18 protein-coding genes are annotated in these 15,791 nt (G+C 71.1%); 10 read left to right on the top strand and 8 right to left on the bottom strand.

Going from position 1 to position 15,791, the window contains the following annotated elements; genetic code table 11:
- Positions 1 to 103 precede the first annotated feature (103 nt).
- From ABKW26_RS03780 to ABKW26_RS03750, 7 genes are all read left to right on the top strand, one after another.
- A complete protein-coding gene (locus tag ABKW26_RS03780; protein ID WP_348591106.1) occupies positions 104 to 778 on the top strand; it encodes a biotin transporter BioY in 675 nt (224 codons plus the stop codon).
- 3 nt (positions 779 to 781) lie between these two features.
- Positions 782 to 1,477, top strand: a complete 696-nt coding sequence (locus ABKW26_RS03775; protein WP_348591105.1) for an ABC transporter ATP-binding protein — start codon at positions 782 to 784, stop codon at positions 1,475 to 1,477.
- Positions 1,474 to 2,151 (top strand): energy-coupling factor transporter transmembrane protein EcfT, encoded by a 678-nt coding sequence (locus tag ABKW26_RS03770; RefSeq protein ID WP_348591104.1) that lies wholly within the window; start codon positions 1,474 to 1,476, stop codon positions 2,149 to 2,151. Before ABKW26_RS03775 ends, ABKW26_RS03770 begins: the two co-directional genes overlap by 4 nt.
- Before the next feature lie 34 nt (positions 2,152 to 2,185).
- Positions 2,186 to 3,073, top strand: a complete 888-nt coding sequence (locus tag ABKW26_RS03765) for a neutral zinc metallopeptidase (RefSeq protein ID WP_348591103.1) — start codon at positions 2,186 to 2,188, stop codon at positions 3,071 to 3,073.
- Positions 3,074 to 3,137: 64 nt separating this feature from the next.
- A complete protein-coding gene (locus tag ABKW26_RS03760) occupies positions 3,138 to 3,395 on the top strand; it encodes a ferrous iron transport protein A (protein ID WP_348591102.1) in 258 nt (85 codons plus the stop codon).
- On the top strand, positions 3,392 to 5,413 hold the full coding sequence (feoB, locus tag ABKW26_RS03755; RefSeq protein ID WP_348591101.1) for a ferrous iron transport protein B: 2,022 nt from the start codon (positions 3,392 to 3,394) through the stop codon (positions 5,411 to 5,413). Before ABKW26_RS03760 ends, feoB begins: the two co-directional genes overlap by 4 nt.
- Positions 5,414 to 5,415: 2 nt before the next feature.
- Positions 5,416 to 5,697, top strand: a complete 282-nt coding sequence (locus ABKW26_RS03750; RefSeq protein ID WP_348591100.1) for a hypothetical protein — start codon at positions 5,416 to 5,418, stop codon at positions 5,695 to 5,697.
- A 72-nt stretch (positions 5,698 to 5,769) separates the two neighbouring features.
- Here ABKW26_RS03750 and ABKW26_RS03745 read toward each other — a convergent pair whose 3' ends face one another.
- The 8 genes from ABKW26_RS03745 to ABKW26_RS03710 all read right to left on the bottom strand — a co-directional run bounded on the left by ABKW26_RS03745 (position 5,770) and on the right by ABKW26_RS03710 (position 12,765).
- Positions 5,770 to 6,120, bottom strand: coding sequence for a metal-sulfur cluster assembly factor (locus ABKW26_RS03745; RefSeq protein ID WP_348591099.1), 351 nt, complete (start codon positions 6,118 to 6,120; stop codon positions 5,770 to 5,772).
- Between the two features lie 43 nt (positions 6,121 to 6,163).
- Positions 6,164 to 6,682: a Fe-S cluster assembly sulfur transfer protein SufU gene (gene sufU / locus ABKW26_RS03740; protein ID WP_348591098.1), complete on the bottom strand. Its 519-nt coding sequence runs from the start codon at positions 6,680 to 6,682 to the stop codon at positions 6,164 to 6,166.
- A 13-nt stretch (positions 6,683 to 6,695) separates the two neighbouring features.
- The gene (locus ABKW26_RS03735) at positions 6,696 to 8,057 is read right to left on the bottom strand and encodes a SufS family cysteine desulfurase (protein ID WP_348591097.1); all 1,362 of its coding nucleotides are present in this window, start codon (positions 8,055 to 8,057) and stop codon (positions 6,696 to 6,698) included.
- 83 nt (positions 8,058 to 8,140) lie between these two features.
- On the bottom strand, positions 8,141 to 8,902 hold the full coding sequence (gene sufC, locus ABKW26_RS03730; protein ID WP_348591096.1) for a Fe-S cluster assembly ATPase SufC: 762 nt from the start codon (positions 8,900 to 8,902) through the stop codon (positions 8,141 to 8,143).
- Between the two features lie 12 nt (positions 8,903 to 8,914).
- Positions 8,915 to 9,259: a non-heme iron oxygenase ferredoxin subunit gene (locus ABKW26_RS03725; RefSeq protein ID WP_348591095.1), complete on the bottom strand. Its 345-nt coding sequence runs from the start codon at positions 9,257 to 9,259 to the stop codon at positions 8,915 to 8,917.
- Positions 9,256 to 10,509, bottom strand: a complete 1,254-nt coding sequence (gene sufD / locus ABKW26_RS03720; RefSeq protein WP_348591094.1) for a Fe-S cluster assembly protein SufD — start codon at positions 10,507 to 10,509, stop codon at positions 9,256 to 9,258. Before sufD ends, ABKW26_RS03725 begins: the two co-directional genes overlap by 4 nt.
- On the bottom strand, positions 10,509 to 11,957 hold the full coding sequence (sufB, locus tag ABKW26_RS03715; RefSeq protein WP_348591093.1) for a Fe-S cluster assembly protein SufB: 1,449 nt from the start codon (positions 11,955 to 11,957) through the stop codon (positions 10,509 to 10,511). The genes sufD and sufB overlap by 1 nt, the downstream gene beginning before the upstream one ends.
- A gap of 106 nt (positions 11,958 to 12,063) precedes the next feature.
- Positions 12,064 to 12,765, bottom strand: a complete 702-nt coding sequence (locus ABKW26_RS03710; protein ID WP_348591092.1) for a helix-turn-helix domain-containing protein — start codon at positions 12,763 to 12,765, stop codon at positions 12,064 to 12,066.
- A 142-nt stretch (positions 12,766 to 12,907) separates the two neighbouring features.
- Between ABKW26_RS03710 and ABKW26_RS03705 the strand changes: the two genes are divergently transcribed.
- The 3 genes from ABKW26_RS03705 (at position 12,908) to ABKW26_RS03695 (ending at position 15,613) form a co-directional block, all read left to right on the top strand.
- Positions 12,908 to 13,828 (top strand): ABC transporter ATP-binding protein, encoded by a 921-nt coding sequence (locus ABKW26_RS03705; RefSeq protein ID WP_348591091.1) that lies wholly within the window; start codon positions 12,908 to 12,910, stop codon positions 13,826 to 13,828.
- On the top strand, positions 13,825 to 14,610 hold the full coding sequence (locus ABKW26_RS03700; RefSeq protein WP_348591090.1) for an ABC transporter permease: 786 nt from the start codon (positions 13,825 to 13,827) through the stop codon (positions 14,608 to 14,610). Before ABKW26_RS03705 ends, ABKW26_RS03700 begins: the two co-directional genes overlap by 4 nt.
- 73 nt (positions 14,611 to 14,683) lie before the next feature.
- Entirely contained in the window at positions 14,684 to 15,613 is a 930-nt protein-coding gene (locus ABKW26_RS03695; RefSeq protein WP_348591089.1) for a COX15/CtaA family protein, read from the top strand.
- Positions 15,614 to 15,791 lie beyond the last annotated feature (178 nt).

Below are 15,791 nucleotides of genomic sequence, written 5' to 3'. Positions count from 1 at the left end.
TCGAGGCACCACTGTGACCCATCACGCGTGTGACGCGCGTCGAGAGGGCACCGTGGGCTCACCATCATCCGAGGCGCCAGCCGCCGAGACCCGTGGGAGAACGATGACGAGCAGCACGGTGCGCACGACGCCCACCCCGTCCCCGAGCGACGCCGGACCGACCGGTCCGAAGACCGTCGAACGGGAACCCGTCCGCCGTGAGCTGACGGCTGCGTCTCCCGGCCGGGACGTCGCGCTCGTCTCGACGTTCGCGGCGCTCGTCGCGGCGTGCGCCCTCCTGCCGGCGATCACCGTGGGCGCCGGGCTCGTCCCCATCACCCTGCAGACGTTCGCGGTCCTGCTCACCGGCGCCGTCCTCGGGTGGCGCCGGGCCGGCCTCGCGATCCTCCTCTACCTCGCCGTCGCCGTCGCGGGCGTCCCGATCTTCTCCGGCGGTCGGTCCGGTCCCGGTGTGTTCGCCGGCCCGTCGACCGGGTATCTCGTGGCCTTCCCGCTCGCGGCGATGCTCGCCGGCTACCTCGTCTCACGCATCCCCGCCCAGGTGAGCCGCACACGACGCACGGTCCTGACCTTCGCCGCCTGCCTCGGTGCGAGCTTCGCCACCATCCACCCGCTCGGCATCCTCGGCATGGTGTGGCGCGCGAACCTGTCGCTCACCGAGGCGATCGTCGCGGACGCGGTCTTCATCCCGGGCGACCTCGTGAAGTGCGCCGCGGCCGCCGTCGTCGCGACCGCCGTGGTCCGTGCGTTCCCGGCACTGTCCGCACGGTCGCGCTGAGCGATGATCGAGCTCGACGCAGCGAGCGTCTGCGTCGAAGGGCCCTCGGGTGAGGTGACGATCCTCTCCCCCACCACGCTCACCCTCACCGAGCGTCGGGTGAGCATCATCGGCGCCAACGGCTCGGGGAAGTCGACGCTCGCCCGGCTGGTCAACGGCCTCGCCCTCCCGACCACGGGGTACGTCCGCGTCGACGGCCTCGACTCCCACGACGACGGGGCCGCCGTGCGCCGACGCGTCGGCTTCGTCTTCAGCGACGCCGACTCCCAGATCGTCATGCCCACCCCGCTGGAAGACGTTGCTCTCTCCCTGCGGCGCCTCGGCCTCCGCGGCCGGGAGCGCACGGACCGGGCGCGGGCGATCCTCGCCCGATACTCTCTCGACCACCTCGCCGACGTGAGCGTCCACGCGCTCTCCGGCGGGCAGAAGCAGCTCCTCGCGCTCGCCGGCGTCCTCGCCACGGAGCCGTCCATCCTCGTGTGCGACGAGCCCACCACCCTGCTCGACCTGCGCTGGCGGACGACGATCACCGCACTTCTCGCTGCTCTCGACCAGCAGGTCGTGCACGTCACCCACGACCTCGACGCGGCGCTGCTGGCCGACCGGGTGCTCGTCGTCGACGAGGGCAGCGTGGTGTTCGACGGCGAGGCCCGCACGGCCGTCGCTCACTACCGGGCTCTCATGGGCACGCCAGCATGAGCGGGCGCGCCGAGCGCGCCGCAGGCGGCCGGGGACGCCGGGGACGGCGCCGCCCGGTCCGCCCCGCCTGGACCGGGCCCCTCGGCCTGTACTCCCCGCGCGCCACGTGGCTGCACGCCGTCCCGCCGGGCTGGAAGTTCGGCGCGGTCGCTGTCGTCTCGATCGCGATGACGTTCGTCCGCGAGCCGGTCGTCGCGCTCGGAGCGCTCGTGGTGAGTCTCGCCCTCCTGGCGTGCGCGCGCGTGCCCCTGCGCGGCACCCTCCGCGCTCTCGGGCCGTTCGTGGTCCTCGCGGCCGGTATCGGGCTCTTCCAGTGGTGGACGCGCGGCTGGGCGGCTGCCGTCGTCACGGCGAGCACGCTGACGGCCCTCGTGGTGCTCGCGACGGTCGTCACCGCCACGACGCGGACGGACAGGATGCTCGACGCCCTCGTCCGTGGCGCCCGGCCGCTGCGCCGCGTCGGTCTCGACCCCGAGGTCCTGGCCCTCGCCGTCGCGCTCATGCTCCGCACCATCCCCGCGCTCGTCGAGCTCGTCGGAGAGGTCCGCGACGCGGCGCGGGCGCGCGGGCTCGAACGGGAGCCGCGCGCGCTCCTCGTGCCGTTCGCGCTCCGCACGGTCGCCCGTGCGCACGCCACGGGTGATGCGCTCGCTGCTCGGGGAATCCTCGACTGAGCACCGTGGGACCCCCGCCGGTACTCTCCCCCGTATGACATTTCGAGATGGTGGAGACTTCGAGAGCGGACGGGTCCGCAGGCGCGCGGGCGGCAAGGGCGGCGTCGCCGTCGGCGGCGGTGTCGCGGCGATCGCGATCTTCCTCCTCTCGCAGGCTCTCGGGGTCGATCTCAGCGGTCTCCTCGGCAACGGGGGCAGCAGCGGCAGCACGGCGGAGCAGAACGAGACCACGTTCGACTGCACGGCCGAGCAGGCGAACACCGACCCGGAGTGCCGCTACCAGGCGACCCTCTACGCCCTCGACGAGTACTGGGCCACCGCCCTGCCCGCCCAGACCGGTGTGGACTACACGCTGCCCGGAGCTGTGAGCTTCTCCTCAGGCACCGTCGACACCGCCTGCGGGACGGCATCGAGCTCCACCGGCCCCTTCTACTGCCCGCCGGACACCACCGTGTACGTCGATGTCGAGTTCTTCACCGTCCTGCAGGAGCGGTTCGGTGCCTCGTCCGGCGCGCTCGCCCAGCAGTACGTCGTGGCCCACGAGGTAGGACACCACATCGAGCAGCTCACCGGCGTCATGAGCTCGGCCGACCGCACCGGCACCGGACCCGAGTCCGACTCGGTGCGGATCGAGCTCATGGCGGACTGCCTCGCCGGCATGTGGGTGGGCAACGCAGCGACGGTTCCCGACCCGGAGACCGGACAGCCGTTCCTCGAACCGATCACGGACGCACAGCTCGCCGACGCCCTCTCGGCGGCCGAGGCGGTGGGCGACGACCGCATCCAGGAGTCGACCTCGGGGCGGGTCGACCCGGAGGCCTGGACGCACGGCTCGGCCGAGCAGCGCCAGCGGTGGTTCCTCACCGGCTATGACGGCGGGACCTTCGACCAGTGCAACGCTCTCGAGGCCGCGACGCTCTGAGCATCCGCACCTCCAGGACTTCCGTCCCATGAGGTTAGGCTTACCTCGTCCCTAGAGTCGAGCCATGCGACTGTCCGACGCCCCCTTCTCCACCCCGCTGCAGCTGACCGCGCACAGCGTCGGTGATCCACTGCGGATGCGAGAGCTCGGGCTCGGCGCCGGGGCCGTGCTCGAGATCAGCCACCGTGCGGGGTTCGGCGGCAGGGTCCTCACGCTCGGCCCTACCCGGATCGCCGTCGACCACGTCACGTGCGCCGCGCTCGACGTGGTCGTCATCGCCCGGCCGACGTCCACGTCCGCCCCGGCGACGGACACGCCATGAGCTGTCCGAGCTGCTCTCCCACGTCCTCGCCGGGCCCAGGGGTCGCGACGGACGGACGCACACCCACGCTCGCTCTCGTCGGCACACCCAACGTCGGCAAGTCCACGCTGTTCGGCACCCTGACGGGTATCCGTGCGGCTGTCCGCAACGCGCCGGGCACGACGGTCGAGCTCGCCACCGGAACCTGGCACCCCCGCTCGCCCGCGACACCCCGGGTGCGCCTCCTCGACCTCCCCGGGGCGTACTCCCTCGTCCCCCGCTCACCGGACGAGCGCGTCACCCGCGACACCGTGGCGGGCACCCACGGCGAACCGCCGGACGCAGTCGTGCTGGTCGTCGACGCGAACGAGCCGGCACGGTCGGTCTATCTCGCGGCCCAGGTGGCACGGACGCGCCTGCCCGCTGTCGTGGCGCTGACGTTCGCCGACGTGGCGCGCACCCGTGGTCGCGGGATCGACGCCGCCGCCCTCGAGCGGTCGCTCGGGGTGCCGGTCGTCGAGCTCAACCCGCGCACCGGCGAGGGCCTGAGCGCGCTCGACCGGGCGGTCGATCATCTCTTCGCCCACCCCGCGCCCCTGACCGGTCCGCCGGGTGCCGGGACCGACTGGTCCGAGCACGCGCTGACGGACGCCGCCGAGGAGACGTTCGAGTGGGTCCGCACGGTGCTCGACACGACGGTGCTCGACGAGACGGCGCTCTCGGCGTCCACCCGGACGGCAACCGGGACAGGGCCCGGCCGGCGTGCGCATCCCGGCCCTGGTGTGCGGGTGACCTTCACCGACCGTCTCGACCGCGTCCTGCTCAACCCTCTCTGGGGGATGATCGCCGGTCTCCTCGTGCTCTGGGGGCTGTTCCAGGTCGCGACGTCCGTCGCTGCCCCCCTCATGGACGCCGCAGACACCCTCGTCAGCGGTCCCGTGGCCGCGGCCCTCTCCGCCGTGCTCGGCTGGGCCGGCTGGGACGGTGGATGGTTCGAGAGTCTGCTCACCGACGGTGTCCTCGTCGGTGTGGCGACCGTCGCGTCCTTCGCCCCCTTGATGGGGCTCATGTTCCTCGCGATCGCGGTGCTCGACGACAGCGGCTACCTCGCCCGGGTCGCCCTCGTGACCGACCGTGCGATGCGCCGGCTCGGCCTCGACGGGCGTGCCGTGCTCGCCCTCGTCGTCGGTTTCGGGTGCAACGTGCCGGCCCTGGCCGCGACCCGGACGCTGCCCGACCGACGCCAGCGCCTGCTCGTCGGCCTGCTCGTGCCCTATACCGCGTGCGCCGCTCGGCTCACGGTCTTCGTGCTCCTCGCGACCGTCTTCTTCCCGGAGCACGCGACGCTCGTCGTGCTCGCGATGTACGGCGTGAGCGTCCTCCTCGTCGTCGCCTCCGGGCTCGTCCTCCGAGCGACGGTCTTCCGCGACGTGCGCTCGGCCCCGCTCGTCATCGTGCTGCCCAGCTACCAGCGACCTCGGCTCCGGTCGCTCGTCGCAGCGACCTGGATCCGCACGTGGGGCTTCGTCCGCGGAGCGGGCGCCATCATCGTCGCGACCCTGCTCGTCGTGTGGGTCCTGCTGGCCGTCCCCGTGCACGGCAACCACACGGTCGGTGCGGTCCCGGTCGAGGACAGCGCCTACGGAGCGACAGCGCAGTCCCTGGCACCGGTGTTCGCGCCTGCAGGCTTCGGCGACTGGCACGCGACCTCGGCCCTCATGACCGGCTTCGTCGCGAAGGAGGTCGTCGTCGGTGGCCTCGCTCAGTCCTACGCGGTGGCAGAGCCGAGCCCCGACGCACCGTCGAGCCCGCTCGGTGACGAGCTCATGGCCACGTTCGAGCAGTCGTCCGGCGGTCACGCACGATCGGCCGCCGCAGCGTTCATGATCTTCGTCCTGGCCTACACGCCGTGCCTGGCGACGGTCGCCGAGCAGGCCCGCGTCCTCGGCGGACGGACGACCGCCATCGCTGTGCTCGTGCAGCTCTCGGTCGCCTGGCTCCTCGCCGTCGCCGTCTTCCAGGTCGGTCGGATCCTGTGAGCGTGCTCGAGGACGTCCTGCGAGAGCTGCGCACCGGCGCGAGCGCGACGACGATCGCCCGACGTCTGGGGATCACCGACGACCTGGCCGACACCCTCGTCGACCACTGGGTCGAGGCCGGTCAGGCGCAGCGTCCGCCCAGGGCCGCCGGGGTACCGCTGCGGGCGTCCGAGCGTCCGGACGAGCCCGCCCGGACCACGCAACCGTGCCCGAGCTGCGCACCACGACCTCGGTGGCTCACCCCGACGTCCTGCCACGGGTGCCCGTTCGCCGGCCGGTCCTGACGCAGCAGGACCCGGCACCGCGAACGGTCCGGGCCCTGCCACCTGCTCCGCTCGGCGTGCGAGCGACCGGTCTCAGACGTTGAAGCCCAGCGCGCGCAGCTGGTCCTTGCCGTCCTGCGTGATCTTCTCAGGACCCCACGGCGGCATCCAGACCCAGTTGATGCGGTAGCCGTCGACGACGCCGTCGAGCGCCTGACCGGCCTGCTCCTCGATGACGTCCGTCAACGGGCAGGCAGCCGACGTGAGCGTCATGTCGATGACGGCGTGGTTGTCCTGGTCGACGAGCACCCCGTAGATGAGGCCGAGGTCGACGACGTTGATCCCGAGCTCGGGGTCGATGACGTCGCGCAGTGCCTCTTCGATGTCGGCCACGTTGGGCGGTGTGCCCACCGGGCTGCTCGAGCTCGCTGTGTCGCTGCTCATGGGTTCTCCTCCGAGACGATGGTGGTGCTCAGGTGATGGGTGCTCACGCGTGGTGGTGTGCTGCAGGGGTGGTGGTCGCTCCGTCGGTCAGAACTCCCGACCGTGCGAACGTGTCGCGCAGCGCGGCCCAGCCGAGGAGCGCGCACTTGATCCGGGCGGGGAACTGGGAGACGCCGGTGAACGCCGTGGCGTCCCCGAGCTCGTCCTCGAGGGCGTCGTCGATGCCCTTGCCGCGCGAGCCCATGAGCTCGCGGAACGCGGCGGCGATGTGCTCGCTCGTGGCGACGTCCTTGCCGGTGACGAGATCGTTGAGGACGGACAGGGAGGCCTGGGAGATGCTGCAGCCCTGACCCTCCCAGCTGATCCGCTCGACGACGGTCTCGCCTCCAGCCCCCTCGGCGAACTGGACGCGCATGGTGACCTCGTCACCGCACGTCGGGTTCACCTGGTGCGACTCGCTCCCCGGACGTGCCGGGTCGAGGTCGACGAGACCACGACCCTGCGGGTCCTTCGCGTGGTCGAGGATGACCTGCTGGTACAGGGCTTCCATGGAGCTGCTCATGCGTGGTGCCTCCTCATGTCAATCCGAAGAACGCGCGGACCGTACCCAAGGATTCCCGGAACGTGTCGATCTCCTCAGCGGTGGTGTACACCGAGGCCGAGGCGCGCGCCGAGGCGGCCACCCCGAAGCGACGGTGGAGCGGCTGCGCGCAGTGGTGGCCGACGCGCACGGCGATCCCGGCGTCGTCGAGCATCTGCCCCACGTCGTGGGAGTGCACGCCGTCGACGACGAACGAGACGACCGCCAGCCGGTCCGCGGTGTCGAGAGGGCCGATGATCCGCACGCCGGGCAGATCGCCGATGGTCAGCAGCTGGGCGGCGAGCTCACGCTCGTGCGCCGCGACCGCGTCCATGCCGAGCTCGGTGAGGTACCGAGCCGCTGCGCCCATCCCGACGGCCTGCGCGACCATCTGGGTGCCCGCCTCGAAGCGCTGCGGCGGCGGCGCATAGGTGGTCTCGGTCATCGTGACGACCTCGACCATGGACCCGCCGGTCGTCACGGGCGGCATGGCCTCGAGGAGCTCACGGCGCCCGTAGAGCGCGCCGACCCCCGTGGGGCCGAGCATCTTGTGGCCGGAGAACACGGCGAAGTCGACACCCAGAGCGTGGAGGTCGACGGGCATGTGCGGCACGCTCTGGCACGCGTCGAGCACGCTGAGCGCCCCGACGGCCCGGGCCCGGGCGACGAGCGGCGCGACGTCGGTCACGGCGCCGGTGACGTTGGACGCGTGGGTGAACGCGAGCACCTTCGTCCGGTCCGTGACCACGGTGGCGGCCTGCTCGGTGCGGATCCGGCCGTCGTCGGCCACCTCGAGCCAGCGCAGCACGGCACCTGTCCGTGCGGCCAGCTCCTGCCAGGGCACGAGGTTGGCGTGGTGCTCGGCCTCGGTGACGACGATCTCGTCGCCGGGCCGCAGCACGAAGCGCTCCGCGGCCGCGCCACCGCGTCCCGCCGTCGCGTTCGACATCGCGTAGGCGACGAGGTTGATGCCTGCCGTCGCGTTGGACGTCCAGACGATCTCGTCCGGGTCGGCGCCGACGAACTGCGCGACGGCGAGCCGGGCTCCCTCGAACGCCTCGGTGGCCTCCTCGGCGAGCTGGTGCGCGCCGCGGTGCACGGCGGCGTTGCGCTGGAGGTAGAAGTCCTGCTCCGCGTCGAGGACGGGATCGGGCTTCTGCGACGTCGCGCCGGAGTCGAGGTACACGAGGGGCTTGCCGCCGCGCACCGTGCGCGCCAGCAGGGGGAAGTCGGCGCGCACCGCGGCGAGCTCCGTGGCGCTCAACGACGCACCGTGCTTCCGGGGCGCGTCCGTGCCGCTGCGGACCTCGTCCGCCGTGCCGGCGAGGACCGAGACGGACTGGTCGATCGCACTCATCTTCACCCGATTCCTGGTGGCGACCCTGGTCGGGTCGCCACCGTGCTGTTCCCGTCGTGCATCACGTCGTGCAGCGGAGACCGTCAGGCGGTCGCCGTGGTGAGGAAGCGGTCGTAGCCCTCGTTCTCGAGGCGCTCGGCGAGCTCCGGTCCACCCTCTTCAGCGATGCGACCGTCGACGAAGACGTGCACGAAGTCGGGGGTGATGTAGCGCAGGATGCGCGTGTAGTGCGTGATGAGCAGGACGCCCACCTCGCCGGAGGCGCGCACGCGGTTGACGCCCTCGGAGACGACGCGCAGCGCGTCGACGTCGAGGCCGGAGTCGGTCTCGTCGAGGATCGCCATCTTCGGGTTGAGGAGCTCCATCTGGAGGATCTCGTGGCGCTTCTTCTCACCACCGGAGAAGCCCTCGTTGACGGAGCGCTCGGCGAAGGACGGGTCCATGCGCAGGTTCTCCATGGCCCCCTTCATGTCCTTGACCCAGGTGCGCAGCGCGGGCGCCTTGCCGTCGATCGCGGTCTTGGCGGTCCGCAGGAAGTTCGACACGGAGACGCCGGGGACCTCGACGGGGTACTGCATGGCGAGGAACATGCCTGCGCGGGCGCGCTCGTCGACGGTCATCGCGAGGACGTCCTCGCCGTCGAGCGTGACCGTCCCGGACGTCACCTGGTACTTCGGGTGCCCGGCGAGCGAGTACGCGAGAGTGGACTTGCCGGAGCCGTTCGGCCCCATGATGGCGTGCGTGTGACCGCTGTCGATCGTCAGGTCGACCCCGCGCAGGATCTGCTTGGGACCTTCCTTGGTGTCGACGCTCACGTGCAGGTCACGGATCTCAAGTGTGGACATTGCGGGTTCTCCTCAGGAAGACGACAGGGGTGAGTCGATGTCGACGAGCACGTGCTCGCCCTCGACGGTCAACGGATAGACGGCCACGGGACGCATGGCGGGCGGGCTGGTCGGCTGGCCGGTCCGGAGGTCGAACTGCGAGCCGTGGAGCCAGCACTCGATGAGGCAGCCCTCGACCTCTCCCTCGGACAGCGACACCGCACCGTGGGTGCAGATGTCGTTGATCGCATGGAGGGTGCCGTCCTCGTCGCGGACGATCGCGACCTCGACGGGGCGACCGTCGACGTCGTCGAGCTCGACCTTCAACGCGCTGGCCGGCCCGACGTCGCCGGTGAAGCAGGCGATCTGTGCGGTCATGCGTCCGTCGGTCCGGCCTCGATGATGCTCATCGACTTGGCGAGCTCCGCCTCGATCGACTCGAGCAGTCGCTCCTCGATGGCCTCCACGCCGATGGCGTGGATGAGCTCGGCGAAGAAGCCTCGCACGACGAGCCGGCGGGCGTCGCCCTCGGTGATGCCGCGGGCCTGGAGGTAGAAGAGCTGCTCGTCGTCGAAGCGTCCAGTCGCGCTCGCGTGGCCGGCGCCCTCGATGAGACCGGTCTCGATCTCGAGGTTGGGGACGGAGTCGGCACGTGCGCCCTCGGTGAGGACGAGGTTGCGGTTGAGCTCGTACGTGTCCGTGCCCTCGGCCTCGGCGCGGATGAGGACGTCGCCGACCCACACCGTGTGCGCGCCGGCGCCCTGGAGTGCCCCCTTGTAGGTGACGCGCGACTTGCAGCGCGGGACCGCGTGGTCGACGAACAGGCGGTGCTCCTGGTGCTGGCCCGCGTCGGCGAAGTAGAGACCGATCATCTCGACGTCGCCGCCCTCGCCCGCGAACTCCGCGTCGGGGGTGACGCGCACGACGTCGCCGCCGAGCGTGACGACGATGTGCTTGACCTTCGCGTCGCGGCCGAGCCGGATGCGGTGCGAGCTGGCGTGCACCGCGTCGGGCGCCCAGTCCTGGACGCTGACGAGCGTGAGGTGCGCGCCGTCGTCGACGACGACCTCGACGGTCTCGGTGAGGTGCGCGGAGCCGATGTGGTCGAGGACCACGACGGACTCGCTGAGCGCCTCGGCGTGCACGAGCAGGTGGCTCGCGGCTGGGGCGAGGTCGATGCCCTCGACCCGGATGGACGTGACCGAAGAGGCGACGACCTGCGACGGGATCGTGACGATCGTCGCTTCCTTGACGCTGTTCCAGGCCGCGACGGCGGCGCGGTCGCCGGGCTTGCCGGCCAGGCCGAGGCGCTCGTCGGTGCGGTCGACGATCTCGACCGTGACCTCCGACGCCTCGACGACGGTGGTCCGCACGCCGTGCGTGCTCAGGCCGAGCTCGAAGAGCGGCGCGAGCTTCGCGACGGGAGAGAACCGCCACTCCTCCTCGCGACCGCTCGGGACGCCGATGACGTCCGGGTCGAAGGACGAGATCCGCTCGGCGCGGGAACCCTGGGGCACTCCCCCGGCGCCGTGCGTGTGCGCACCGTCGGAGACGGCCCGCGTGTGGTCGGTGCTGAGGACCTCGGCGGCGACACCGGCGAGGGCGTGATCTGTGGTGCTGGTGGTCATCAGCCGACGGACCCTTCCATCTGGAGTTCAATGAGGCGGTTGAGCTCGAGCGCGTACTCCATGGGGAGCTCGCGCGCGATGGGCTCGACGAACCCGCGCACGATCATGGCCATGGCCTCGGTCTCCTTCATGCCGCGGGACATGAGGTAGAAGAGCTGGTCCTCGCTCACCCGGGAGACCGTCGCCTCGTGGCCCATCGACACGTCGTCCTCGCGGACGTCGACGTACGGGTACGTGTCCGAGCGGGAGATCTGGTCGACGAGGAGAGCGTCGCAGAGCACGTTCGAGGCGGAGTGCGAGGCGCCCTCGAGCACCTGGACGAGACCGCGGTACGACGTGCGGCCACCTCCGCGGGCGACCGACTTCGAGACGATCGACGACGACGTGTGCGGCGCGGCGTGCACCATCTTGGCGCCGGCGTCCTGGTGCTGTCCTTCGCCCGCGAAGGCGATCGACAGCGTCTCGCCACGGGCGTGCTCGCCCATGAGGTAGATCGCCGGGTACTTCATGGTGACCTTGGAGCCGATGTTGCCGTCGACCCACTCCATCGTCGCGCCCTCGGCGGCCGTGGCGCGCTTGGTGACGAGGTTGTAGACGTTGTTCGACCAGTTCTGGATGGTCGTGTAGCGCACGCGTGCGTTCTTCTTGACGATGATCTCCACGACAGCCGAGTGCAGCGAGTCGCTCTGGTAGATCGGGGCGGTGCAGCCCTCGACGTAGTGCACGTACGAGCCCTCGTCGGCGATGATGAGCGTCCGCTCGAACTGGCCCATGTTCTCCGTGTTGATGCGGAAGTAGGCCTGGAGCGGGATGTCGACGTGGACGCCCGGGGGGACGTAGACGAACGAACCACCGGACCAGACGGCGGTGTTGAGCGAGGCGAACTTGTTGTCGCCGGCGGGGATGACCGAGCCGAAGTACTGCTCGAAGATCTCCGGGTACTCGCGCAGCCCGGTGTCGGTGTCGACGAAGATGACGCCCTGCTCCTCCAGGTCCTCACGGATCTGGTGGTAGACGACCTCGGACTCGTACTGCGCCGCGACACCGGAGACGAGACGCTGCTTCTCGGCCTCGGGGATGCCGAGACGGTCGTAGGTCTCCTTGATGTCGTCGGGGAGGTCGTCCCACGTCGTCGCCTGCTTCTCCGTGGAGCGCACGAAGTACTTGATGTTGTCGAAGTCGATCCCGGACAGGTCGCTGCCCCAGCTCGGCATCGGCTTCTTGTCGAACAGGCGCAGCGACTTGAGGCGGAGCTTGAGCATCCACTCGGGCTCGTTCTTCAGCGCGGAGATGTTGCGGACGACGTCCTCGTCCACGCCGCGGCGCGCGAGACGGCCTGCCTCGTCGCTGTCGTGCCAGCCGTAGCCGTACGAGCCGATCGAGGCGATGATCTCGTCATCGCTCTGTGCCGCTGGAGCGTTCGCTGTGTCTTGCGTGGGGGCGCTCATCTGTTTCCTTCCACGAGCCGTTGGTGTCGTGTGGTTCTGTGGTTCGTCGGGAGTGTGCGGGGCGCCTGCCGGGAGACGGCGTCCGAGGACTGTGCGGGTGAGGGTCTCATCCGGGCACCGGTGGAGGCGTGGGTGCGAGGACCGGGACGTTGGTGGTGCAGACGTGCCCGCCGTTGGCGAGGGTCACGAGGCGTTGGGTGTGCGACCCGAGGAGCCTGGAGAAGACTCGTGACTCGGCGTCGCACAGCTGGGGGAACTGCGCCGCGACGTGCTGGACCGGGCAGTGGCCTTGGCACAGCTGGACGGTGAGCGCTCCCTCGACCGGCCGCACGCTCGCGGCGAAACCGTCGGCAGAGAGCGCCTCGGCCAGCTGCTCGACGCGGCCACGGACGTCGGTCGCGGTGACCCGCGGGGCGTAGCGCTCCTCGAAGGCGGCGAGCCGCTTGTCCGCGAACTCCTCGACGCCTCGCGCCCCGACCGTCTCCTCGATGAAGTGCAGCGCCTGGGCCGCGATGTCGGTGTACTCGCCGTTGCGCGCGGCGTGGGCCCGCTCGGTCGCGACGTAGGCCTTGGCTGGTCGTCCACGTGTCCCGGTCCGCCGCCCGACCTCGCGGACCGTCACGAGGTCGGCCTCCTCGAGACACCCGATGTGCCGCCGGATGCCGGCGGCGGTCAGGTGGAGGGTGGCGGCGAGCGACGCGATCGTCACCGGTCCCTCGGCGATGATGAGCTGGAGCACGCGGGCACGGGTGGTGGACTCGTGGTCGGCAGGCTCGGTGGGCGTGGAGGCATGGGCGAGCTCGTTCATGACACCTTCCCTCCGTCGGTCCTGCATTAGGAAACATCCTCATTGGTTAAATCCATTCCCGCAAGCAAGGAAACCCTCACCTGGGCCCGTCGGCAGCCTCGACCGCGGGCGCCTCGGCGCGCGCCCACTAGACTCAACGACCGTGCCCCCCACCGCTCCAGCCGTCGAGATCGTCGGCCTCGTCAAGCGATACGACGGCCGAGAGATCGTCCGCGGACTCGATCTCGTCGCCGCCCGCGGCCAGGTGACCGCCGTCCTCGGCCCGAACGGCGCCGGCAAGACCACGACCATCGAGTGCTGCGAAGGACTGCGACGGCGCGACGGCGGCGAGGTCCGCGTCCTCGGACTCGATCCTGAGACGGACGGCGCGGAGCTCCGCGCGCGGGTCGGCGTGATGCTGCAGGACGGCGGCCTGCCGACGTCGGTGCGTGCTCTCGAGATGCTTCAGCACGTCTCCTCCATGTACGCGGACCCGCGGGACGTCGCGGACCTCGTCGACCGCCTCGGGCTGGCGGGCTTCGCCCGGACCACGGTGCGACGGCTCTCCGGTGGTCAGCGCCAGCGGCTCGCCATGGCGGCCGCTCTCGTCGGACGCCCCGAGCTCGTGTTCCTCGACGAACCCAGCGCCGGGCTCGACCCGCAGAGCCGCCACGCGGTCTGGCAGCTCGTGCGCGAGCTGCGTGACCAGGGCACGAGCGTCGTGCTCACGACGCACCTCATGGACGAGGCGGAGGACCTCGCGGACCACGTCGTCATCGTCGACCACGGGACGGTCCTGGCGGAGGGTTCGCCGCGGGACCTCGTCCGGGCCGACGCCGGCTCCTCGCTGACGTTCCAGACCGAGCCGGCGATCGACGTCGCCGCCCTGGGCCCCGTGCTCGGGGCGACCGTCCACGAGAGCGAGGCCGGCAGCTACGCGGTCGCCGGACCGGGCACCCCCGCGATGATCGCGTCGCTCACCCGGTGGTGCGCGGAGCGCGACCTTCTCGTCTGGCGCCTGTCCGCGGGGCGCCGCACCCTCGAGGACGTCTTCCTCGACCTCACCGGACGGACCCTGCGATGACCCCCTCCTCGACGCCCACCGTGGTCCACGACGCACCGCGGGCAGCGCCGCCGCTGCAGCGGATCAAGGCCCAGACGATGTTCGAGGCCCGCGCGATCCTGCGCAACGGCGAGCAGCTCATGGTCACCATCCTCCTGCCCGTCATGCTCCTCGTCGGTCTCTCGCAGACGAGCATCATCGACCTCGACACCGGTGGCGCCAGCCGGATCGACTTCGTCACCCCGGGGGTCCTGGCGCTGGCCATCATGAGCTGCGCCTTCACGTCGCAGGCGATCGCCACCGCCTTCGACCGTCGTAACGGTGTGCTGCGTCTGTTGTCGACGACGCCGCTCGGACGGAGCGGGCTGCTCGTGTCGAAGATCCTCGGCGTCCTGTGCGTCGAGGTCGTCCAGGTCGTCGTCCTCTCCGCAACAGCCGTCGCGCTCGGCTGGCGCCCCGACCTGGTCGGGATCCCGCTGGCGATCATCGCTCTCGTCCTCGGCACCGCGGCGTTCACCTCGCTCGCCATGCTGCTCGCCGGGACCGTCCGCGCGGAGGGGGTCCTCGCTCTCGCGAACGTCGTGCTCGTCCTGCTCACGGTCGGCGGCGCCGTCCTCGTGCCGGCCGACCAGCTCCCCGGAGCCCTCGAGCACCTCGCTCTCCTGCTGCCCTCGGGGGCCCTCGGGGAGGCCGTCCGCGGCGCCTTCCTCGACGGCGCGATCCCGCCGTACTCGGTCGTCGTCCTCCTCGGTTGGACCGCCGCCCTCGGCTGGGGTGCGGGCAAGCTCTTCCGGTGGACCTGAGCCCGTACCCGCACGGCGCATCTCACACGCCGCGAGGTCCCGTCCGCGGCGCACGCACGACTACCGTGGGAGCGTGAGCACACCGACGACGACGCCCGCGACCGAGAACTCGACCTGGTGGGACCGCGCACGCCGCTGGACCCGGCCGGTGGTCCTCGCCAACCTCGTCGCACAGATCGCCATCATCGTCACCGGCGGCGCCGTCCGCCTCACCGGCTCGGGCCTGGGCTGCTCGACGTGGCCGATGTGCGAGCCGGGCGAGTTCACCCCGCGGTTCCACGACGCGACGAACCTCCACCCGTACATCGAGTTCGGCAACCGGACCCTCACCGGCGTGCTCGGAGTCATCGCCATCGCGGTCGCGGTGCTCGTCTGGAGCGACCGGTCGCGCAGCCGGTCCTTCCGGTTCCTCGGCCTGGTCCCGCTCGTCGGGGTTGCGGTCCAGGCCGTCATCGGCGGCATCACCGTGCTGGTGGACCTCCACCCGGCGATCGTCGGTGGTCACCTGCTCATCTCGATGGCGCTCGTCGCCGCGTCGACCGTGCTCCTCGACCGTGCCACAGAGGGCGACGGCCCACCTCGGCCGCTCGTCGACCCGCGGACCAGGCTGGCCGCCGCGGCACTGCAGGTGGCGCTCGTCCCGGTGCTCGTGCTCGGTGTGGTCGTCACCGGTGCCGGACCGCACTCCGGCGACAGCGAGGTCGGCTACCGCTTCGCGGTGGACCCTGCCCGCTTCACGCAGCTCCACTCAGCATCCGTCTGGTTGTTCCTCGCCGTGACGGTCCTCGTCGTGATCCTCGTGACACGGACCCGGCCGGCACCGCCCCGAGCTCGTCGTGTCCTCGTCACCCTCGTCGTCATCACCCTCCTGCAGGGTGCGATCGGCTATGTCCAGTACTTCACGGGGCTGCCCGAGATCCTCGTCGGGCTCCACATGCTCGGGGCAGCGCTCCTGACAGCAGGGACGGTCCGCGTTCCGCTGGCTCTCCGCGATCGTGCCTGAGGCCGGCGCCTCCGCTCCCTGAGCATCTGGCACGACGAACGCTCCCGCCCGTCACCTCTCTCGAGGGACGGACGGGAGCGTTCGTCGTCGTGCGTAGCGGTGCACCGGTGGTGCTGTGCTGGGGTGGTGCAGGTGGTGCTAGCTGCAGGTGGTGCCGTTGAGGGTGAAGGTGGTGGGT

Source organism: Sanguibacter sp. 25GB23B1, from assembly GCF_040012415.1.
GTDB lineage: Bacteria > Actinomycetota > Actinomycetes > Actinomycetales > Cellulomonadaceae > Sanguibacter.
Note: the sequence above shows the minus strand (reverse complement) of the source record. Positions and strands in the feature narration are given on the sequence as shown.